This is a genomic window from Porphyromonas sp. COT-290 OH3588, assembly GCF_000769075.1.
Taxonomy (GTDB): Bacteria; Bacteroidota; Bacteroidia; order Bacteroidales; family Porphyromonadaceae; genus Porphyromonas.
Map to the genome: position 1 here is coordinate 224,639 of NZ_JRFC01000003.1, position 21,103 is coordinate 245,741.

The 21,103-nt window shown below is 47.6% G+C and carries 24 protein-coding genes; 21 read left to right on the top strand and 3 right to left on the bottom strand.

The window, feature by feature from the left end; translation table 11 throughout:
* Nucleotides 1-157: 157 nt before the first annotated feature.
* Complete coding sequence (locus HQ48_RS00910; RefSeq protein WP_044231259.1) at nt 158-1,852, top strand: GEVED domain-containing protein; 1,695 nt, start codon at nt 158-160, stop codon at nt 1,850-1,852.
* Between the two features lie 99 nt (nt 1,853-1,951).
* Here HQ48_RS00910 and HQ48_RS00915 read toward each other — a convergent pair whose 3' ends face one another.
* From HQ48_RS00915 to HQ48_RS00925, 3 genes are all read right to left on the bottom strand, one after another.
* Nucleotides 1,952-2,683: an HAD family phosphatase gene (locus tag HQ48_RS00915; protein WP_044231260.1), complete on the bottom strand. Its 732-nt coding sequence runs from the start codon at nt 2,681-2,683 to the stop codon at nt 1,952-1,954.
* 64 nt (nt 2,684-2,747) lie between these two features.
* A complete protein-coding gene (locus HQ48_RS00920) occupies nt 2,748-3,407 on the bottom strand; it encodes an outer membrane lipoprotein carrier protein LolA (protein ID WP_052408903.1) in 660 nt (219 codons plus the stop codon).
* 78 nt (nt 3,408-3,485) lie between these two features.
* Complete coding sequence (locus HQ48_RS00925; protein ID WP_052408904.1) at nt 3,486-5,999, bottom strand: DNA translocase FtsK; 2,514 nt, start codon at nt 5,997-5,999, stop codon at nt 3,486-3,488.
* Between the two features lie 1,530 nt (nt 6,000-7,529).
* On the opposite strand from HQ48_RS00925, the gene HQ48_RS00930 reads away from it, so the two are divergent.
* The 20 genes from HQ48_RS00930 (at nt 7,530) to rpsN (ending at nt 19,985) form a co-directional block, all read left to right on the top strand.
* Nucleotides 7,530-8,081 (top strand): Panacea domain-containing protein, encoded by a 552-nt coding sequence (locus HQ48_RS00930; protein WP_044231261.1) that lies wholly within the window; start codon nt 7,530-7,532, stop codon nt 8,079-8,081.
* Nucleotides 8,082-8,086: 5 nt separating this feature from the next.
* Nucleotides 8,087-9,880 carry a hypothetical protein gene (locus tag HQ48_RS00935; RefSeq protein ID WP_044231263.1) on the top strand — a complete coding sequence of 598 codons (1,794 nt, stop codon included), beginning with the start codon at nt 8,087-8,089 and terminating at the stop codon, nt 9,878-9,880.
* 198 nt (nt 9,881-10,078) lie between these two features.
* Nucleotides 10,079-10,492 (top strand): 30S ribosomal protein S12, encoded by a 414-nt coding sequence (gene rpsL, locus HQ48_RS00940; RefSeq protein WP_044188521.1) that lies wholly within the window; start codon nt 10,079-10,081, stop codon nt 10,490-10,492.
* A gap of 190 nt (nt 10,493-10,682) precedes the next feature.
* On the top strand, nt 10,683-11,159 hold the full coding sequence (gene rpsG / locus HQ48_RS00945) for a 30S ribosomal protein S7 (RefSeq protein ID WP_044188519.1): 477 nt from the start codon (nt 10,683-10,685) through the stop codon (nt 11,157-11,159).
* A 12-nt stretch (nt 11,160-11,171) separates the two neighbouring features.
* Nucleotides 11,172-13,295: an elongation factor G gene (fusA, locus tag HQ48_RS00950; protein WP_044188516.1), complete on the top strand. Its 2,124-nt coding sequence runs from the start codon at nt 11,172-11,174 to the stop codon at nt 13,293-13,295.
* Between the two features lie 22 nt (nt 13,296-13,317).
* Nucleotides 13,318-13,623, top strand: coding sequence for a 30S ribosomal protein S10 (gene rpsJ, locus HQ48_RS00955; RefSeq protein WP_044188511.1), 306 nt, complete (start codon nt 13,318-13,320; stop codon nt 13,621-13,623).
* Between the two features lie 21 nt (nt 13,624-13,644).
* Nucleotides 13,645-14,265 (top strand): 50S ribosomal protein L3, encoded by a 621-nt coding sequence (rplC, locus tag HQ48_RS00960; RefSeq protein WP_044188508.1) that lies wholly within the window; start codon nt 13,645-13,647, stop codon nt 14,263-14,265.
* On the top strand, nt 14,266-14,895 hold the full coding sequence (gene rplD, locus HQ48_RS00965; RefSeq protein WP_044188506.1) for a 50S ribosomal protein L4: 630 nt from the start codon (nt 14,266-14,268) through the stop codon (nt 14,893-14,895).
* Between the two features lie 17 nt (nt 14,896-14,912).
* Entirely contained in the window at nt 14,913-15,206 is a 294-nt protein-coding gene (gene rplW, locus HQ48_RS00970) for a 50S ribosomal protein L23 (protein WP_044188503.1), read from the top strand.
* 8 nt (nt 15,207-15,214) lie between these two features.
* Nucleotides 15,215-16,039, top strand: a complete 825-nt coding sequence (gene rplB / locus HQ48_RS00975; protein WP_044188500.1) for a 50S ribosomal protein L2 — start codon at nt 15,215-15,217, stop codon at nt 16,037-16,039.
* 20 nt (nt 16,040-16,059) lie between these two features.
* Nucleotides 16,060-16,329 (top strand): 30S ribosomal protein S19, encoded by a 270-nt coding sequence (gene rpsS, locus HQ48_RS00980; protein WP_044188497.1) that lies wholly within the window; start codon nt 16,060-16,062, stop codon nt 16,327-16,329.
* Nucleotides 16,330-16,384: 55 nt separating this feature from the next.
* Complete coding sequence (gene rplV / locus HQ48_RS00985) at nt 16,385-16,780, top strand: 50S ribosomal protein L22 (protein ID WP_044188495.1); 396 nt, start codon at nt 16,385-16,387, stop codon at nt 16,778-16,780.
* A gap of 8 nt (nt 16,781-16,788) precedes the next feature.
* Complete coding sequence (gene rpsC / locus HQ48_RS00990; RefSeq protein WP_044231264.1) at nt 16,789-17,517, top strand: 30S ribosomal protein S3; 729 nt, start codon at nt 16,789-16,791, stop codon at nt 17,515-17,517.
* A gap of 22 nt (nt 17,518-17,539) precedes the next feature.
* Nucleotides 17,540-17,974 carry a 50S ribosomal protein L16 gene (gene rplP, locus HQ48_RS00995; RefSeq protein WP_044188492.1) on the top strand — a complete coding sequence of 145 codons (435 nt, stop codon included), beginning with the start codon at nt 17,540-17,542 and terminating at the stop codon, nt 17,972-17,974.
* Between the two features lie 6 nt (nt 17,975-17,980).
* Nucleotides 17,981-18,178, top strand: coding sequence for a 50S ribosomal protein L29 (gene rpmC / locus HQ48_RS01000; RefSeq protein ID WP_044188490.1), 198 nt, complete (start codon nt 17,981-17,983; stop codon nt 18,176-18,178).
* 11 nt (nt 18,179-18,189) lie between these two features.
* On the top strand, nt 18,190-18,447 hold the full coding sequence (gene rpsQ / locus HQ48_RS01005; RefSeq protein ID WP_044188529.1) for a 30S ribosomal protein S17: 258 nt from the start codon (nt 18,190-18,192) through the stop codon (nt 18,445-18,447).
* Nucleotides 18,448-18,449: 2 nt separating this feature from the next.
* Nucleotides 18,450-18,815 carry a 50S ribosomal protein L14 gene (gene rplN, locus HQ48_RS01010; protein ID WP_044188487.1) on the top strand — a complete coding sequence of 122 codons (366 nt, stop codon included), beginning with the start codon at nt 18,450-18,452 and terminating at the stop codon, nt 18,813-18,815.
* Between the two features lie 16 nt (nt 18,816-18,831).
* A complete protein-coding gene (gene rplX / locus HQ48_RS01015; RefSeq protein ID WP_044188485.1) occupies nt 18,832-19,152 on the top strand; it encodes a 50S ribosomal protein L24 in 321 nt (106 codons plus the stop codon).
* The gene (rplE, locus tag HQ48_RS01020) at nt 19,152-19,712 is read left to right on the top strand and encodes a 50S ribosomal protein L5 (protein WP_044188483.1); all 561 of its coding nucleotides are present in this window, start codon (nt 19,152-19,154) and stop codon (nt 19,710-19,712) included. The genes rplX and rplE overlap by 1 nt, the downstream gene beginning before the upstream one ends.
* 3 nt (nt 19,713-19,715) lie before the next feature.
* On the top strand, nt 19,716-19,985 hold the full coding sequence (rpsN, locus tag HQ48_RS01025) for a 30S ribosomal protein S14 (protein ID WP_044231265.1): 270 nt from the start codon (nt 19,716-19,718) through the stop codon (nt 19,983-19,985).
* Nucleotides 19,986-21,103: the final 1,118 nt, after the last annotated feature.

Genomic DNA, 21,103 nt, shown 5'->3' on the forward strand with positions numbered 1-21,103 from the left:
TGTGGATATCAGGGGTGCTTAAACCTTAATATATCTTGATGGATGGGGTGGTTGAATTTAATTTTCGGGGATATAGATGATGTTTGGCTGATATTTTTCATATCTTTGACCCAGAATAAACTTAATTTAATAAATTATTTAACGATTATCAATGATTATGAAGCGTTACTTATTAGCGGCTATGGCTCTTTTGGGAGCTAGTACAATGTCATTGCCAGCCAACGCACAGGCAGACTACTCAGCATTTTGTAAGTGGGATGAGGTTGCGAAGAAGCGTGGAGGTACAGACCGCGTTGTACGTACGTTGCCAATAACTGGTGCTACTAAGGGCGGCGAAGCTCAGACTTTCACCGTGGAAGTAGCGGGGGCAAATGCTACTGCACAGACAAAAATCAACTTCGATAAGACTGCCTCTGTCCTGCAGGCTACCAAGGGGGATCAGCTGAATGTTGCGCCAACCTTCTACAACTTGCACTGGACGCACTTCTATCTCTATATCGACTACAACCAAGACGGGGTGTTTGATGAACAAACAGAGCTTGTGTCTTACACACACTATCGTAAGAATGGTACAGGAGATTTTAAGAATAGCTTAGGCGAAACCATTCCTAAGGGAGATGTATTTAATGGTGGTAAGCTACCAGTATTCACAATTCCAGAGAGTGCAAATACTGGTTTGACTTACGTCCGCTTCAAAGCTGACTGGGATAACATCAATCCTTGCGGTAATCCCGGAGCGGCTGATGGATCAAACAGCCTTTCTGCTAACCGTGGTACTATCTGCGACTTCATGATTAACATTCACAGCAAGGAAACGCCTCCTGTACCAGCAGATGAGTTTATGGTAACTGTTGAGTATGACACAAACAAGGGAGAGGTAGAGTTTGAGGATGTTGAAACTGGCGAGAAGGTTGATATTTCTAAGCCCATAGCTAAGGACACCGATCTTTGGGTAATTGTGAGGGCAAAAGAAAACTATGAACCAATCTCCATCCTCGTTAATGACGTTGAGAAGATCGGCGAAATGGAGGACACGGATTTCATCTCAGTCGATATTATGGAGGATACAAAGATCAAGGTGGTCTTCGCTCCTAAGACTTATGAATTCAAGATTCAGTTCGATAATACGAAAGTAGAGGTTGTTACTGCTCTAGATGATGACAGTCCCGTGGGCAACCGAGTAGAAGGTGGTACTAGGGTTTATCTATTCGTGAATGCCAAGGAGGGTTTCGAGCTGACAAGCCTCAAGGTCAACAACAAAGAACGCCTAAAGGATCTAGATGAAAATCACTTGATCGCAGTCACTGTTACGGAGAATACGACTGTCGTAGTAGAGGCTCAGGAAGCCGCTGCTAAGGCATATACTGTAACCTATAGTGTCAAGAACAATGAGGGAGGTACACTCAGCATTACGAATAAGTCAGACGGCTCTGAGGTTAAGTCAGGTGGCAAGGTGCAAGCCAATGAAACTATCGTTGTCAAGTGTGTACCTGCAAAGGGATACAAGCTGTCAGAGCTGCTGATGAATGGGGTTAACTTCTTGGCAATTGCAGGTGATCCTGAGCATACATCTTTTAATGTTCCCGTAGATACTGACTATGTGATTGAGGCTGTATTCGTCAAGAATACCGCAGTTGATGGCGTAGACGTAGCTAAGGCTAAGGTATTGGCTGGCGAAGGTGCTGTCATCGTAGCAGGTGTTGAAGCAGGTACTCAGGTTGAGGTGTACACCCTCGCAGGTAAACTAGTGGCAAGTGTGACTACTCAAGGAGCATCGCACAAGGTCGCTGTAGCCTCTGGTGCTTACCTCGTTAAGGTAAAATCAGCCGTATATAAGGTACAAGTGAAGTAAGCACTTCGGTAATCGACCAAACATAAAAGGCGCATCGAACAATCTCGATGCGCCTTTTATGTTTTATTGCAGAGCGATTGTGGCCGCTCTTTGGGGGGATTATGGTTGCTTGATGCCAAGCTCTGGTAGTAAGTCGAGCAATGCTTGCATATTGGGTAGGACGAGATCGGCTCCCTGCTCCCATAGTTCGTCATCGGGTAGAGGTCCCGTGTTCACAGCTATGGTGAAGCAGCCTGCGGCATGTGCCGAACGAACGCCCATGGGTGCGTTCTCAATCACAAGAGCCTCCCATGGTTGTACCTCGGCCTTCGCAAGAGCCATCAGATAAGGTTCTGGGTTTGGTTTGCCTAGGCGCACATCTAACCCCGTGACCATGCGTTCGGGAGCGAAAGCATCTGGGAAGGCCTGCTGTACTTTGCCCAGTAGAGAGGGCTGAGATGAGCCCGTTACCAGCACACGTGCTAGGCCTCCCATGGCCGCAACCACGGCATCTGCATTGGGGATAGAGGCACCACTATTGTAGCGGCCGAATAGATTGCTTTTCGTTTGATAAATCGTTTTGCGCTCCTCCTCTGTCGCCTCTCTGCCATGTGTGCGGCGAAAGAGCAGATTGATCGTAAATCCGCCAGTTTGCCCTTCAAACATATAGACATCTCGCTCGTTCATCTCTAGCCCAGCAGAGTGAGCAGTCTCGAGCCATGAACGGCAGTGTGCAGGCATCGAGTCGAAGAGTACACCATCCATGTCGAAAAACGCCGCACGAAACGCCCCCCCTTCGACACCATGTCGATACCAAAACTTCTTCAGTACTTCTTGTATTCTTGTATTCATCTATTGTTGTTGTCTTAGGCTCCTTGGTTAGCCTACCCTAGGGCCAAGGAGCGAGAGGTGCTCTCTAGCGCATGTCCACGACTTCGCAGCCGGGGAACTGTTTTGCCGTTAGAGCAAAGTAGCCCGCAGGCTGTGCGCTCTGGTGTTTCAGATCAGCGATGCGTACCACTAGACGTGATCCATCTTTGCCGATCACTACAGCCTCGTGAGGCACGGAACTACTGCGCAGGAAGCTTACCTCCAGTCGTTGCATCTCGCTCTTTGTCTTGGGCGTGAAGCCTAGGATCTCGGTTGATTTGCTGGCAGGGAGTGTCTCCACTTTGTAGCCCTTGCCTCGTGAACGTAGGAAGTGGAGCGGATTAATTTGCAGCAGCTCCTCCTGAGTTGGCTGGCTAAGGGTAAGCGTTGCCTCCTCGGCATTGTAATATGTGAGTGTGCCATTCGCATAGACGGCCGTGATGGCCCCATACTCTAGGCGGAAGCTCTCCCCTTGTAGGGTTATACGACCCTTGACCGACGATTGTTCCTGTCCTTTGTGGTCGTAGTAGACCGAGGTGAAGTCCGCCATGCTGCTGCCTACACCATAGAGCGCACGCTCGGCACGCTGCATCAGTTCGCTAGGCTTTATCTGCGCCGAAGCCCCAAGGGCCGTAGCCAATAGGAGCACGCCTAGGGCTATATATCTGCCGAGGCCACGGCGTAGCCCCTTGTTTATCTTATTCATGTTCGTCTGTTTTGATATATTTCCAGCTATCTAACGCTTTCGGGTGCTTCGATATTTCCTCTTGGTCTTGAGCCTTTCCTATCTAAGTTGCTCGAGCAGATGCTCCAGAGAAGCGATATCCTTGATGTAAACCTCGCGAGGCTTGCTGCCATCGGGTGGGCTAACGATACCCGCTCCCTCGAGCTGATCCATTAGGCGACCCGCACGATTGTAGCCGATGTTGAACTTGCGTTGGATATTGCTCGTTGAGCCGACTTGGCTATTGACCACCAGTCTGGCAACTTCGTCGAATAGGCTGTCCTTCTGGTTCGGGTCGAAGCTCTTGCCTCCCTCTTCACCCTCGGGTACGTACTCGGGTAGCTGATAGGCTGCGGCAGGCCCCTCCTGAGCGCATATGTGGCCTACAATCTGCTCTGTCTCGGGCGTGTCGAGGAAAGCACACTGAATACGTACCATCTCCTTGCCCTGATAGAAGAGCATATCCCCACGACCGACGAGCTGATTGGCTCCCGGTGAGTCGAGAATGGTACGTGAGTCTACCATGGAGAATACCTTGAAAGCAATACGTGCAGGGAAGTTTGCCTTAATCAAGCCCGTGATGACGTCCGTAGACGGACGCTGTGTGGCGATAACCATGTGGATACCTGCCGCACGTGCTTTCTGTGCTAGGCGAGCGATCGGCTGCTCGACTTCCTTGCCCGAGGTCATGATCAGGTCGGCAAACTCATCGACGATCAAGACAATGTAGGGCATCAGCTCTCCTTGATGTAGGGCGACGTTGATGTTTGCCTTGACTTGAGCATTGTACTCCTTGATGTTGCGCACCTTGGCTTGGGTAAGCAAGCGGTAGCGGTTGTCCATCTCTACGCAGAGCGAGTTGAGTGTAGGCACCACTTTGCTCATGTCGGTGATAATGGCATCTTGGGCATCGGGCAGCTTGGCCATAAAGTGACGCTCTAGAGGGGCGTACACACTAAACTCGAGCATCTTGGGGTCTACGAGTACGAACTTCAGCTCTTCGGGACGTCTGCTGTAGAGCAGTGAGGTAATCATAGCATTTAGCCCGACGCTCTTACCCTGCCCTGTGGCTCCAGCGATGAGCATGTGTGGCATCTTGGCGAGGTCAAAGACGAATGGCTCATTGGTAATGGTCTTACCGATGCCGATGGGTAGAGCCATTTCATCGAGCAGATCGTTGTATCTGCGTGAGGCCAAGATCGTGCGCATCGACACGGTCTGTGGTGTAGAGTTGGGGACCTCGATCCCGACGGTCCCCTTGCCCGGCATTGGGGCGATGATGCGTACGCCCTCGCTCTTGAGCCCCATAGCGATGTCGTCCTCCATCGTTTTGATGCGAGATACCTTGATGCCCTGATCGGGAATGACTTCATAGAGGGTTACGGTAGGGCCGATCGTCGCCTTGTAGGGCGTCACACGCATCTTGAAGCTAGCTAGCGTGTCGATGATGCGCTGCTTGTTGTACTCAATCTCGTCCACACTCTGCGCCTTGGCACCCTGCTCGTGTTCACGGAGCATCTCGATGCTGGGGCGGTGGTAATGCTCGTATTGTAGCCCGGGAGCCAGATGCTCTGGCCGGTGCGCCACCTCGATGAGGTCGTCCTTGGGAGCCTCCTCGATGATTAGACCGCTTGGGCTCTCGACGCTACGGGTTGGGGTAGGGGGCACTGACCTATTTATAGGAGTGGCCACAGGTTTTTCCTCGACTTCCTCGGCCAAGTGATTGGGTTCGGTATACGAAGGCTGCTGTGCTGGGTGCTCAGTGATCTCTTCTAGAGCTTCGTCCGCCTCTTCATGGTTACTCTCTTCGTCAAGCCTTTTCCAGAAAGCTAAGCGCTCTAGCCACTCTTTTTTCGGCCTTGGTATAGCATCTACATCTGGTAGGCGTGGCTCCTTGACGGCGGCGAATACTCGGTCGCTCATCAGTATCAGCCCTACGAGTAGGCTCACGATGAGTACGACAACTAGACCAAGGGTGTCGAAGTTGCGCTGGATACTACGCACAAGCATATCTCCCTGCTCGCCACCCCATAGTAGATAGCTGTCGGACGAGAAGAGTTTCTGTAGCGAAGCGGCGAAGATAGAGGTCCATACCGTCCAGAACCCCATCTGCACGAAGACCTTGAGCAGATGAAGCCCCCCCTTGCGATGATGCCATAGTAGGAAGTAAGTTAAGTATAGCAAGAAGCCCATTAGGAGGAAGGTCCCCCACCCGAATAGGTCATTGAAGAGCGTGTCTGCCCAGCGTGCCCCGATGATGCCTAGTGCGTTGCGGGCTTTCTGCCCACTCACCTCCAGCCCCTCTGCGTCCATGGCTGCGTTGATGAGGTTCTGATCTTGACCACCAGTCCAGAGGAAGGAGGTCATCGCTAGCAGAGAACTGATTGTCAAGAAGCCAATCAAGAAGCCGAATACTATGGTCAGGCGGCCATTGCGCATATTATCCATGATTTTCTTGGATATTGTTCCCGTACCACGATGTAGACGCTTGAAGAGTGAGCCCCCGCTATTTTTTTTCTTACTTGTTGTGGATTTATTCGCCCCTCGGGGCGCTTTCTTATTGTTATCAGCCATATTGCTCCGAAAATCTTAGTCCACAAAATTAGCAATAATCATACATCTTTTAGCTACCAATGAGTTGAGGTGATATGCTTAGCCTAGTGTGCCGTTGGGCTAAGGCAATATCGTTGGCTTGGCCTCTCGTATGGCGTATGGGCGCTGGGCATTTGCTGTCTTGAGCCTTTTGGTTAGCCGTCTAGCTAGTCAGCGTGTGTCTAAGGTAGCGAGCCGATAGGTCTATTTGCTCCGAGAGGTTTCGCTCTAGGTTGGGTGTTCGGTAGGTAGAGTTTAGCCTAGTGGGGGGTATCTGTGAATGGAAGCGAGCAGTTCTGCCACCCCATATCGTCCACTAGGAAGAGTAGGGTATTGGGTTTGATGTCTAGTTGCTTCGCCTCTGTGGCATGGCTCTCTAGGTTAGAGGTGAAGGCTAGGGGTAGCGTACACCATAAGATTTTTATTGGGCTAGGGCTTGTTGATTTGCAAACGTATCTACGAAAATACAGCAAAGATTTACGGCTTCGCTCTGCCCACCATGTATATGTGGCACCTCAGCCCTATAAGACGGAGTAACCTCAGCTCCGCTTGATGATTATTGGCTTTGCTCTTGCAAAGAAGGGGGATTTGTTCCGCCTGTCGGGCGGCGCGAAGCACACGCCGCCGCTACAAACTCGGAAAGATTTAGGGTGCGATTTTGCTCCTTTTGTGTTATGAAATGTAAACGGGTTAGGTAAAGGTTTAGGCGGACGGCAGGGCGGTTTGGGAAGATTGAGGCGACTGTTGAGCAAATTAATGGGAAGACTTTTTCGGATTGGTGGGCTACTCCTCGACGGTGTGTCCACTAATCCGAGGAGATTGATGGGAAGAAATTCCCAAAAGTGCGACACGAAAGCATAAAATTAGCCTGACAAGTGTTTTATATATCTAGTTATTAGGTGTATATGAGTTGTCCGTTTTAAGCGGTTATTCTCATTTGGCCGGGGCTAAGTGCCAAAACAAAGTCAAACGCAATCTAGAGCCTCCTAGAGGTCAAATACGCAGTCTGCCGTTTTTCGCCCCTATTCGTGTAGGTTCCCCTCGTAAGACACCAAAACCTCTACCAAACTGTGAAAATCTGCAATTTGTTTATATGGAGAAACTCCTCTGGATAGAGTAAATGAGTACCCTAAATCAATGTGTTGTATCTATTAGTTCGCTGGTGTCCTTGTCTTTGCTTATTTTTGTGTACACTTCCACCTTTTATTTTCTGAATGTGTATGGAATGATCCTGTGAATTGGATTATATCCATAATTGTTTATTTTGTTCTTTCAAGCCTATTTTATAGTTTTGCAAAATAATAGAGAGATGTCTAAAATGAACTAGTAATGTAACATGCAGAACTTGGCATACAACGCGAATTATAGTTGCCACTTCTTTTGATGTTACAACTTTGTTTAGGAGGCTGAAGAGTGCCGCTTTGATTTGTTCGTATATCCTTTTAAGGATCCGCAGAGTAATTTTTCGTTTTTCTTTTGAGTATAGCGTTTCTTTTTTAGCTTTGGTGTTTTATGAATGATAATAATATAAAAGATCGGAAGAAGCGGATTTTTGAATATATGGTTTTTCAACTTGCTCTTATAGGTAGAGAAAATGGAAGCCAAAACTTAGATCTGTCCAAATTAAGGTTGCAGAAAATCCTTTTTTTACTAGCAGCGAAAAAAGCGACGGGGGAGGATCCAGCACTTTTGACGGTGTTTGATAAATTTTATGCGCTCCCTTATGGCCCCGTTGAGCTCGATATATACGACTCTATGAATGCAAATGGATTCGATTGTATTAGGTTTGAGGGTAATAATTGCTGCAATTTCGAAGACTTAGCTCCTGATGACTTCTCTTCTTTGAGCCAAGAAGACAAACAGAGTGTTGATGACCTTATCTTTGAGTTAAAGGATAGAATAGTAGACTATCTAACTATGCCAGTGTTTGAATTAGTTGAAATAACTCACCGCTGGACTGTTTGGCAGGTGGCAATATCTCTCGCTAATATGTTTGGAGGTAGAAGCGCGCCTATGTCTACTCAAGAGATTTGTAAGAGTGAAGTGAAGGTGTATAGCATGTAGAGAGTATGGCAGAGTCTGGGTATACTCAAGATGTTCTCCAAGAGTTTCGTTCTAAATTTCCTGCAGGGTGGGTTGATGAACTTGATTGGTCTACGCCTGAAAAAGCAGAGGAGAGTTTGCAGTCGGGTGTATGTAGTATTTTGGTTTTTAGGCGTAGTTTGTTTCTAAACTACGCCAAATTAGTTTTATCGGGGGATCATTTTATTAACGAAGTGTCGGGCTTAGATGAGCTGAGTAAACTCACAGAGGAGGATATCCCCATGCTTGATGATTCTGCGAGATCCAAGCTTCAAGGAAAATTTTCCGCAATGTTAAATGATATTCAGGAGTCGGTGAAGCTTGTTAAATACCATTGTGATACAGTAAATGCTCGCTATCGATTGGATGGTCATAAGTTTTCCTTGAATGCAATATCTCGATTTAGAGGAGCAGGGGAATCGCCTTTAGGAGGTCTCGTGGATCTATTAGACATGGTCTGTGAGGCCTGTTGGATGGAATATTGTTTTTCTAATGATGATGCATATGTTCGGAGAATACTTATTCTTAAACAACAGATCCTTTTTGCAGGGAGCCAAATTAGAGATTATGTATCTGTAGTTATAGAAGCCGTTCTTGAGAAACTTGACTTCCTTCTGCTTAAGTTGTCTCATTTTTCTGTAGATAAAAAAATTGTTTATCGTTATAATTTTGTCCCTGAGATCATATCTATAGATCCTTCGATTGCATTCGAAGATCAAAACCTAGTATCTCTTTTTCTGTACTTTTTGGACCCTAGTCGGATAGGCCCTTCCAAGATAGATGAGTGGCAGAGCCAATTCTTGAAACCAGATGTTTGCATGTGGCATCTTGCATTTTTGATGAGATATTATGCACAAAAGACTCGGTCTTTGCCCCTAGTCGACAAGGTGCTTGAGTTAGCAGAGAAGCATTATTTAGAATACGTTCAGAAGCGTACAGGTCCTGAGAGAGCTCAGTATCCAGAGAGTTATAATGTAGTTAATGATTATGCGGGAAGGTCGTTTCGTAACTATATGTACAATTCAAGGTTCTCTATTTTGTGTAGTAGTGACACTTATACATATGAACAGATGAAGATGGATATAGATAAAATTCGATCCGTGCAGAATGAAACTTTTATATTTAATTATCATCCTTATCAGAAAGCGGTAGAATATACATTTCGCTATATAGAGTCCAAGTTGTCTGAGAAAAAAGAGGTTGAATATCTGGAGCTTAGATCTATATTGGCTTTTTTGAGAAAATGCTACGATGATTTTAAGACCAATGTGAAGTGGTGTGAAAGCTATCAACCATATCTCATGCAGATGCGCTTTCGGTTTTGTAGAAAAGGTTCGTCCGATCGTGATTTTCCAGTCTTCTATCCTTCTTCGTTTTGTCGCCCTCTAAACTTTCAAAGGCTTGAAGATCAGATTGCTGAGTATAGAGAAAGGATTTCACATCTAGAATATCATATTGCTCATATTGAAGAAAGAAATGATTTGATTAGAACTCATCAGAAAATTGTTGAGATAGAGCGGAATAATATGAAGGTCATGGGCCTGTTTGCATCTGTCACAACCTTTTTTGTTGGGCTTTTATCTATTTTTATAGGGAATGGAGGTGAGGTTTCTATCTTCGACAAGATGGAGTATGTAATAGCGCTGGCTTTGATTTTGGTCGTATTTATATCTCTGGGGTATTTTGTTGTGAGTAATATAAAGGAGTTTTGGAAAAGACTTGTATTTAGCTTCGCTCTTGTTGCTGCATCTGTTGTCTTGTATTGCCTTTTGGCCAACTAGAGAGGCTTGTTAACATGTGTGCTTTGTCGTATTTGCAAAAGACTTTTTTACCTCTACCCGTGTGGTTATCTTGCTGTTAGGTTTTGCTAAATTGAAAAATATGTGTACCTTTGCAAGCCGTGTGGAGTGTGCCGATAGGTCGCTTCGCCGATACTGAATAAGGATAAGTAACAGTATTATAATAGTTTAAAAGAAAAGATGCCTACAATTCAACAATTGGTTAGAAAGGGTCGCGAGACTATCGTAGAGAAGGGTAAGAGCCCTGCTCTAGATGCTTGCCCTCAGCGTCGTGGCGTGTGTGTGCGTGTGTACACCACTACGCCTAAGAAGCCAAACTCAGCTATGCGTAAGGTAGCTCGTGTTCGTTTGACAAACTCTAAGGAAGTGAATGCTTATATCCCCGGAGAAGGTCACAACCTACAGGAGCACAGCATCGTACTCGTGCGTGGTGGTCGTGTTAAGGACCTCCCCGGCGTGCGCTATCATATCGTGCGTGGTACGCTTGATACAGCTGGTGTTAATGGTCGTACGCAGCGTCGCTCTAAGTATGGTGCTAAGCGTCCTAAGCCCGGACAGGCAGCCGCAGCTCCAGCTAAGGGTAAGAAGAAGTAGTTTGCTCTCGGCTAACCAAAGAGAATAGGGTGCAAGCGCCCCGAGTCGCAGACGGTGCGGCAAACAATATTTAAGAACCAGTTTTGAGTTCGTTGGATAGGCTAAAAACAGGTTGAGTAAATGCCCTAGCGAGGGCGTTGAAGACAGAAGAAGACAGCAACCAATCGACAAAACGAAATTTTAAACGACAATGAGAAAAGCAAAGCCCAAAAAGAGACAGGTGCTTCCTGATCCCGTATTTGGTGATGTGAAGGTGACTAAGTTTGTTAATCACCTGATGTACGATGGCAAGAAGAGTATTGCCTTCGATATTTTCTACACTGCTCTCAAGATTGTAGAGGGCAAGTCACAGCAGGAAGAAAAAACTGCTCTTGAGGTTTGGAAAGCAGCATTGGACAACATTACACCACAGGTAGAGGTGAAGAGCCGTCGTATCGGTGGTGCTACCTATCAGGTGCCTACTGAGATCCGTGCTGAGCGCAAGGAGTCTATCTCTATGAAAAACCTCATCCTATTCGCACGCAAGCGTGGTGGCAAGACTATGGCCGATAAGCTCGCTGCTGAGATTATGGATGCCTACAATAGCCAAGGTGCTGCCTTCAAGCGTAAGGAAGATATGCACCGTATGGCAGAGGCTAACCGTGCATTCGCTCACTTCAGATTCTAATACAGCACGGATATGGCAAACGATAAACATCTAGAACTAACCCGTAATATCGGTATCTCTGCGCACATCGACGCAGGTAAGACAACTACGTCTGAGCGTATTCTCTTCTACACAGGTCTTACTCACAAGATCGGTGAAGTACACGATGGTGGCGCAACGATGGACTGGATGGAGCAGGAGCAGGAGCGTGGTATCACGATTACATCTGCCGCTACGACTACATTCTGGAACTACAACGATACCAAGTACAAGATCAATCTGATTGACACTCCGGGGCACGTAGACTTCACTGTAGAGGTGGAGCGTTCGCTTCGTGTGCTTGATGGTGTGATCGCTACATACTGCTCGGTAGGTGGTGTGCAGCCACAGTCCGAGACAGTATGGCGTCAGGCTACTAAGTATGGTGTACCTCGTATCTGCTACGTGAACAAGATGGACCGCTCTGGTGCCAACTTCCTAGAAGTAGTGCGTCAGATTCGTGTGGTACTAGGTGCTAACCCAGTGCCCATTCAGATCCCTATTGGTCAGGAGGAGAAGTTCCAAGGCGTCATCGACCTAGTGACTATGAAGGGTCTTGTATGGGAAGGTGATGAGCAGGGTCAGCACTACAACATTGTAGATATCCCAGCTGAGCTACAAGCTGAGGCTGAGGAGTGGCGCGAGAAGATGCTTGAGGCTCTTGCCGAGTGCGACGATGTGCTCATGGAGAAGTTCTTCGACGATCCTTCTACGATCACAGAAGACGAAATCCGCGTAGCTCTACGTAAGGGTACGATCGACATGAAGATCAACCCAGTGCTCTGCGGTTCTTCATTCAAGAACAAGGGTGTTCAGCCTCTGCTAGATGCTGTTTGCTCTTATCTGCCAAGCCCAATAGACTACCCAGTAGTCAAGGGTACTAGCCCAGATGATGAGAACGAAGTCATTGAGCGTGAGGTTAGCCCAGAGGCTCCTCTTACAGCACTTGCATTTAAGATCGCTACAGACCCATACGTAGGTCGTCTGTGCTTCTTCCGTGTATATGCTGGTGAGCTACACGCTGGTTCATACGTATTCAACTCTCGTAGCGGCAAGAAGGAGCGTATCTCTCGCCTCTTCCAGATGCACTCAAACAAGCAGAACCCTATGGAGGTAATTGGCTGTGGTGACATCGGTGCTGGTGTAGGCTTCAAGGATATCCGTACGGGTGATACACTTTGCGACGAAAACAACCCAATCACTCTGGAATCAATGACATTCCCAGATCCTGTGATCGGTATCGCCATCGAGCCTAAGACACAGAAGGACCTCGACAAGCTAGGCGTAGGTCTTGCTAAGCTAGCCGAAGAAGACCCAACATTCCGTGTGCAGACCAACGAAGAGACTGGTCAGACTGTGATCAGTGGTATGGGTGAGCTTCACCTTGAGATCATCATCGACCGTCTGAAGCGTGAGTTTAAGGTTGAGGCTAATCAGGGTAAGCCACAGGTTTCTTACAAGGAGGCTATCACACGTCCAGTGGAGCTGCGTGAAGTTTATAAGAAGCAGACAGGTGGTCGTGGTAAGTTCGCTGATATCATTGTACGTGTTGAGCCTGCAGACGAAGGCTTCGAGGGCGATCTACAGTTCATCGATGAGGTGAAGGGTGGTAACGTGCCTAAGGAGTTCATTCCATCTGTACAGAAGGGCTTCCAGAACGCTATGAAGAATGGTGTGCTTGCTGGCTATGCGGTAGATAAGCTGAAGGTAACGCTGCTTGACGGTAGCTTCCACCCAGTAGACTCTGACCAGCTTTCGTTCGAGATCGTAGCTCGTGAGGCTTTCAAGAGTGCTTGCGCTCAGGCAGGTCCCGTGCTACTCGAGCCTATCATGCACCTCGAGGTCGAAACTCCAGACGACTATATCGGTTCAGTGATTGGTGACCTTAACAAGCGTCGTGGTCTACCAGAGGGTCAGGACTCTACGCCCGGTGGTGCTACACTAGTTAAGGCTAAGGTGCCCCTATCGGAGATGTTCGGCTATGTGACACAGCTTCGTACGATTACTTCTGGTCGTGCTACCAACTCTATGACCTTCTCTCACTATGCAGAGGTGGCTAGTGGTATCGCTCGCGCAGTACTTGAGGAAGTAGGTGGTCGTGTAGATTTGATTAAGTAGTAAATACCCCAGTATAAGATATATGAGCCAAAAGATTAGAATCAAGTTGAAGTCTTACGATCATATGCTCGTGGATAAGTCTGCCGAGAGGATCGTAAAGACTGTGAAGGCTACTGGTGCACTGGTGAGCGGTCCAATTCCGCTCCCAACGCATAAGCGCATCTTCACGGTGAACCGTTCAACATTCGTAAACAAGAAGTCTCGTGAGCAGTTTGAGCTAAGCTCTTATAAGAGACTGATCGACATCCACAACTCTACAGCCGAAACTGTAGATGCGCTAATGAAGCTAGAGCTTCCTAGCGGTGTAGAAGTTGAAATCAAAGTGTGAGTTTAATAAATAGAAACTGAAATGCCAGGTTTATTAGGAAAGAAAATCGGAATGACATCCGTTTTCAGTGCCGAGGGAAAGAATCTTCCATGCACTGTTATTGAAGTAGGTCCTTGCGTGGTTACGCAGATCAAGACCTTGGAAAAGGATGGCTATGAAGCGCTACAGCTTGGCTTCTCTGATGCAAAGGAGAAGAACACAAGCAAGCCCCTTCAGGGTCACTATGCCAAGGCTGGTGTGAGCCCCAAGAGACACTTGGCCGAGTTCAAGGGTTTTGATTGTAGTCAGTACAATCTAGGCGATGTGATTGATGTAAAATTCTTTGAGGATAGTGTCTTCGTAGACGTTGTTGGTACCTCAAAGGGTAAGGGATTCCAAGGTGTTGTTAAGCGCCATGGTTTCGGTGGTGTAGGTCAGGCTACCCACGGTCAGCACAATCGTCTTCGTGCTCCCGGTTCTGTAGGTGCGTGCTCGTATCCTGCTAAGGTATTCAAGGGAACACGTATGGCCGGTCAGACAGGTAATGAGCGTGTAACGGTTCAGAACCTCGAAGTGATTAAGGTAATGCCCGAGCACAACCTCCTTCTCGTTAAGGGTAGTGTGCCCGGTGCTAAAGGTTCAATCGTCGTAATCGAAAAGTAAATGGAACTAAGTGTATTTAACATAAAGGGTGAAGATACAGGTCGCAAGATCGTCCTCGACGATGCTGTATTCGGCATCGAGCCCAATGATCACGCTATTTACTTGGATGTAAAGCAGTATCTTGCTAACCAACGTCAGGGTACCCACAAGTCTAAGGAGCGTAGTGAAATCTCTGGTAGTACGCGCAAGCTCATCCGTCAGAAGGGTGGCGGCGGTGCTCGTCGTGGTGATATCAACTCTCCTCTGCTTGTAGGTGGTGGTCGTGTATTCGGTCCTACCCCACGTGACTATAGCTTCAAACTCAACAAGAAGCTCAAGGGGCTAGCTCGTCGCTCTGCACTTGCACACAAGCTAGCAGCTGGTGCGATTACGGTTGTTGAGAACTTCGACTTCGAAGCTCCAAAGACTAAGAACTTCGTAGAGCTAACTAAGGCTCTGAATGTAGAAGGCAAGAAGGCTCTCTTCGTGGCTGACCAGATCAGCGACAATGTGGCTCTCTCTGCTCGCAACATTCCTACAGCTCTCCTTCTGAGCGCTCGCCAGCTTAGCACATACGCTGTGCTCAACTGCAAGCAGCTCATTCTGACGGAGGCTTCTGTAGCTGTGATTAACGAACAATTTAAGGCATAATAAGGAGGTATCTATCAATGAGAATTATCATCAAGCCGATCATTACGGAAAAAATGACAGCCATCACGGAGAAGATGCCCGAGCGTTACGCTTTCCGCGTTGCTCCTGATGCCAACAAGATCGAGATCAAGAAAGCTATCGAAGCTATGTATAATGTAAAGGTCGAAAGCGTAAACACGATGAATTATAGCGGTAAGCGCAAGGCTCGCTATACGAAGAGTGGTTTGCTACGTGGCAAGGTTGCTGCGTTCAAGAAGGCAGTGGTTACGCTACAAGAAGGTCAGACCATCGACTTTTACGCAAATATCTAAACTAAGAAATGGCTATACGTAAATTGAAGCCCACAACGCCGGGGCAGAGACACAAAGTTATTGGTGCGTTTGATACCATCACGGCAAGCACACCAGAGAAGTCTCTCGTAGTAGGTAAGAAGAAGTCTGGTGGTCGTAACAACACCGGTAAGATGACTATGCGCTATATCGGTGGCGGTCACAAGCAGAAGCTTCGTCTTATCGACTTCAAGAGAAGCAAAGATGGCATCCCTGCTACAGTTAAGAGCATCGAGTACGATCCCAATCGTACAGCTCGTATCGCTCTGCTGTATTATGTAGACGGAGCTAAGGCCTATATCCTCGCTCCTGATGGTCTGCAGGTTGGCCAGACTGTGATGTCGGGTGCAGAAGCTGCTCCCGAGGTAGGTAACTGCCTACCTCTTGCAAACATTCCGGTTGGTTCTATCATCCACAACATTGAGCTACGTCCTGGTCAAGGTGCCAAGATGGTTCGCTCTGCCGGTGTATTTGCTCAGCTGACTTCACGTGAAGGAACATATGTTGTGATTAAGATGCCTTCGGGCGAGACGCGTCGTATCCTATCTGCTTGTAAGGCTACTATCGGTAGCGTAGGCAATAGCGACCACGCTCTAGAGCGCAGCGGTAAGGCTGGTCGCTCTCGCTGGCTCGGCCGTCGTCCTCACAACCGAGGTGTAGTTATGAACCCAGTAGATCACCCAATGGGTGGTGGTGAAGGACGTGCATCGGGTGGACACCCACGTTCTCGCACTGGTCTCTACTCTAAGGGTCTGAAGACACGTGCTCCGAAGAAGCATTCTTCTAAGTACATCATCGAAAGACGTAAGAAGTAATTGATTAATCCAACAGAATTATGAGTCGTTCACTAAAGAAAGGTCCATATATTAATCTCAAGCTCGAGAAGAAGGTCTTGGCGATGAATGAGAGTGGCAAGAAGTCAGTCATCAAAACATGGGCACGTGCCTCAATGATCAGCCCCGATTTCGTGGGTCACACCATTGCGGTGCACAACGGTAATAAGTTTATCCCCGTTTTCGTAACGGAGAACATGGTAGGTCACAAGCTAGGTGAATTCTCTCCTACGCGTACTTTCCGTGGTCACGGTGGTAACAAGAAGAAGTAATCGGCTGAAGTAAAATCACACTTCAGGTATCTAAATAATAAATTATTAAGAGAAAATGGGTGCAAGAAAAAGACAGTCAGCCGAAGCTCGCAAGGAAGCGCTCCAGAGCACTTACTTCGCTTCTCTGCGCAACGTGCCTACGTCGCCTCGTAAGATGCGTCTTGTAGCAGACATGGTGCGTGGTATGGAAGTGAACCGTGCCCTAGGCGTACTGAAGTTCTCCAACAAGGAGGCTTCCGCACGTGTAGAGAAGCTCCTTCGCTCGGCTATCGCAAACTGGGAACAAAAGAATGAACGTAAGGCAGAGGATGGTGAGCTCTTCATCACACGTATCTTCGTGGATGGTGCTGCTACCCTCAAGCGTATGCGTCCAGCTCCACAGGGTCGTGGATATAGAATTCGTAAGCGTTCAAACCACGTTACGATCTTCGTGGATACAAAAAATAACTAATTAGTCAGATGGGACAAAAGATTAATCCAATAGCAAATCGTTTGGGGTACATCCGCGGATGGGATTCCAACTGGTATGGTGGCAATAACTATGGCGAAAAGCTGCTTGAAGATTATCGTCTTCGCCGCTATCTGAATGTTCGTCTGGCTAAGGCAAGCGTTTCTCGCATCGTTATTGAGCGCGCACTTAAGCTCGTTACAATCACGATCTGCACTGCTCGCCCCGGTGTCGTTATCGGCAAGGGTGGTCAGGATGTAGATACGCTCAAGGAAGAGCTTAAGAAGATCACGAACAAGGATGTTCAGATCAACATCTTCGAGGTACGTAAGCCCGAGATCGATGCTGCTATCGTAGCAGACAACATCGCTCGCCAGCTCGAAGGAAAGATTGCCTATCGTCGTGCAGTAAAGATGGCTATTGCCTCTGCAATGCGCGCCGGAGCAGAAGGTATCAAGGTACAGGTATCTGGTCGTCTCAACGGAGCAGAAATCGCTCGTAGCGAGATGTATAAGGAGGGTCGTACGCCTCTGCACACACTGCGTGCAGACATCGACTACGCTCGCGCCGAAGCCTTGACGAAGGTAGGTATCTTGGGTATCAAGGTGTGGATTTGTAAGGGTGAAGTTTACGAGAAGCGTGACCTAGCTCCCAACTTCACACAGCCCAAGGCTCAGAGAGACGGTGGACGCCGTGATGGCGGTCGTCGCAACCGTGGTGGAAGAAGAGGCAATCGCTAACATTTAACGAAGAAAAGAAGAAATGTTACAACCAAAGAAAACTAAATTTAGAAGAGTCCAGAAGGGTCGCGCCAAGGGCAACGCCATGCGTGGCAACCAGCTGGCCTTCGGTTCTTTCGGAATCAAGTCTCTCGGCACACGCTGGATCACTGGTCGTCAGATCGAGGCTGCGCGTATCGCCGTTACACGTTATATGCAGCGTCAAGGTCAGGTGTGGGTGCGCATCTTCCCAGATAAGCCAATCACCAAGAAGCCTGCCGACGTCCGAATGGGTAAGGGTAAGGGTTCTCCAGAAGGCTTCGTTGCCAACGTAACTCCCGGTCGTATGCTGTTCGAGATCGAAGGCGTTTCTTACGAAGTTGCCAAAGAAGCTCTCCGTCTAGCTGCGCAGAAGCTCCCCGTAACGACTAAGTTCGTAGTGCGTCGTGACTATGATATGTCTAACACTAACCTGTAATAAGCAATGAAATTAGCAGAAATTAAGGCTCTAACTACGGCTGAATTGCAGGAGCGTATCGTAGCCGAAGAGGCTGCATACACGCAGAAGTGTGTTAATCATGCCGTATCACCTGTAGACAATCCGGCTGAGATCCGCCGTATGCGTCGTGGTATTGCTCAGATGAAGACCATTCTTCGTGAGCGCGAACTCAACAATAATTAATGGGTGCCCCAATGGAACAGAGAAGATTAAGAAAAGAACGCGTCGGCGTTGTTTCTAGCAACAAGATGGACAAGACCGTTACGGTCGCCGTTAAGTGGAAGGAGAAGCACCCGATCTATGGTAAGTTCGTAAATAAGACAAAGAAGTACCACGCTCACGATGAGAAGAACGAGTGCAACATCGGTGATACTGTACGTATCATGGAAACTCGTCCTCTCAGCCGTACCAAGAGATGGAGACTAGTTAATATTATCGAAAGAGCTAAGTAATTATGATACAACAAGAGTCAAGACTCGTAGTTGCCGACAACAGCGGAGCTAAGGAAGCCCTCTGTATCCGTGTACTCGGTGGTACTCGTCGCCGCTATGCCTCTGTCGGTGATGTTATCGTAGTGTCAGTGAAGAGCGTTATCCCCGGGAGCGATCTCAAGAAGGGTACTGTATCTAAGGCACTCATCGTAAGAACGAAGAAGGAAGTGCGTCGTGCAGATGGTTCATACATCCGCTTCGACGACAACGCCTGTGTGCTCCTAAATGCTGCTGGCGACATGCGTGCTAGCCGTATTTTCGGTCCTGTGGCTCGTGAGCTTCGTACCGTGAATATGAAGGTTGTTTCACTGGCGCCCGAAGTGCTATAATAAAAGCGAATCAGAAATGAGTAAGTTACATATCAAGAAGGGCGATACTGTAGTAGTCCTCAGCGGTGCCGACAAGGGCAAGACTGGCCGTGTGCTAGAGGTTCTTGTGGACAAGCAGAAGGCTATTGTAGAGGGTGTAGGTATCATCACCAAGCACGCTAAGCCCAGTGCTAAGAACCCACAGGGGGGCATCGAGAAGGTAGAAGCTCCTATCCACATCGCTAAGCTTAATGTGGTAGACCCCAAGACGGGTAAGGCTACTCGTATCGGCCGCAAGCTGAACGAAGCTGGCAAACTAGTACGTTATTCTAAAAAGTCTGGGGAGGAAATTAAGTAATGAGCAATACAGCAAGTCTTAAGAAGGAGTATCAGGAGCGTATCGTTCCTGCCCTCATTGAGCAGTTCGGCTACAAGAGCCGTATGCAGGTGCCCGTGCTTAAGAAGATCGTGATCAACCAAGGTCTTGGTATGGCTACAGGTGACAAGAAGATCATCGACGTAGCTATCGCTGAGCTCACGGCTATCACTGGTCAGAAGGCTGTGGCCACGGTGTCTAAGAAGGACATCTCTAACTTTAAGCTTCGTAAGAAGATGCCTATCGGTGTGATGGTAACGCTTCGTCGCGAGCAGATGTACGAGTTCCTAGAGCGTCTCGTGCGTATCGCTCTGCCACGTATCCGTGACTTCAAGGGTATCGAGAGCAAGCTAGATGGTCGTGGTAACTATACCCTAGGTATCAGCGAGCAGATCATCTTCCCTGAGATCAACCTAGACAGCATCACCAAGATTCTCGGTATGAACATCACGTTCGTAACGAGTGCTGCTACCGACGAAGAAGGCTACGCTCTGCTCAAGGAGTTCGGTCTTCCATTCAAGAACGCAAAAAAAGGTAACTAAGACATGGCAAAGGAATCAATGAAGGCACGCGAAGTGAAGCGTGCTAAGCTCGTGGCTAAGTATGCCGCTAAGCGTGCTGAGCTGAAGGCAGCTGGTGACTACGAAGGTCTTCAGGCTCTGCCTAAGAACGCTTCGCCTGTTCGTCTGCACAATCGTTGCAGCATGACGGGTCGTCCTAAGGGTTACATGCGCCAGTTCGGTATTTCACGTATTCAGTTCCGTGAAATGGCCTCTGCTGGTCTGATCCCCGGCGTTAAGAAAGCTAGCTGGTAGTCTACCACTAGCCACACGATAAAGGAAAAACCCTCCTCCGTCCTCTAGGGCGGGGGAGGGTTTTTGTTTGTCCGATGTGTATGAAACTGAAATGTCGTTTCGAGGTTTCTGAAATATTTGTTTTCTAATTTTATGCGTAATAGGCTGTTTGTCATGTGATTATCTTCTGAATTCTGAAGTCCTTGTTTATTCCCCTTGAAAAGAATAGAGGATTTGGGTACTACGATTTGAGGCTAATCAGTCGAGCTTCGAGAGTCTACTTGTGAGTTCGATTATGGAACAGGAGGATTTACCTAGGAATAAGGTTAAGAGAAGGGTATGCCATAGCTCGGGATATTTGGCGAGCAATAAAAGGTGCTATGAGTTAGCATATACTAGGAGTAAAGCCTTGGAGATACCTTATGGTACTTCCAATTTTTTAGATCTAGCCTTGCTCTATGTAGAGGTAGGCTTGCTCTACATAGAGATAAGTTGCCTCTATATAGAGCAAGGTTAGCTCTAGAGAATAATTCCCTCCGATTGTATGGGGGCTTCCTATGAGATTTTTGTTTGCGAAGCATTAGTTGAGGCGAGGGTTTGCAGTTCTAATGTGCCCTTGAGGGATAGTCAGCCGTACTGAGCATTGTGGAGTGATGGTTACTTTAGCCTTGCTCTTTTGTTTGTAGGCGACCTGCTCTTTGGCTGATTTGGGTGCTATACTTCGCTCTTGTTGCTGTCGTGTGTGGTTTTTCTGTAAATTTTTCTTTGGTTCTAATTATTTGATATTTATTGTTTTGTTTGTGTTTTAGTGGAGTGTAGTAAAAATATTTTGCTGTAATATTTGGTTTGTAATAAAGTTTTGCTCTATCTTTGCAACCGCAAACGAGACAGATGGCGCCTCTCTAGCGAGAGCGGCGGTTTCGGGAGAAAAAACTTAAGATAGCTTGAGCGGGGAGACCTGCGAAAAGCGCCATGAGAGATCTTTGAGATATTTGATATTGACAATTACAGAAGTGTAGTACAAGAACGTTTAGAAACAGATCTAACCGTCAATTTATTACAGGGAATTCAGTAAATTAATTAGGCAACATCCTAAGGGCGTTAAAACAGAAACAAACAAATCAAAAATATGACAGTGA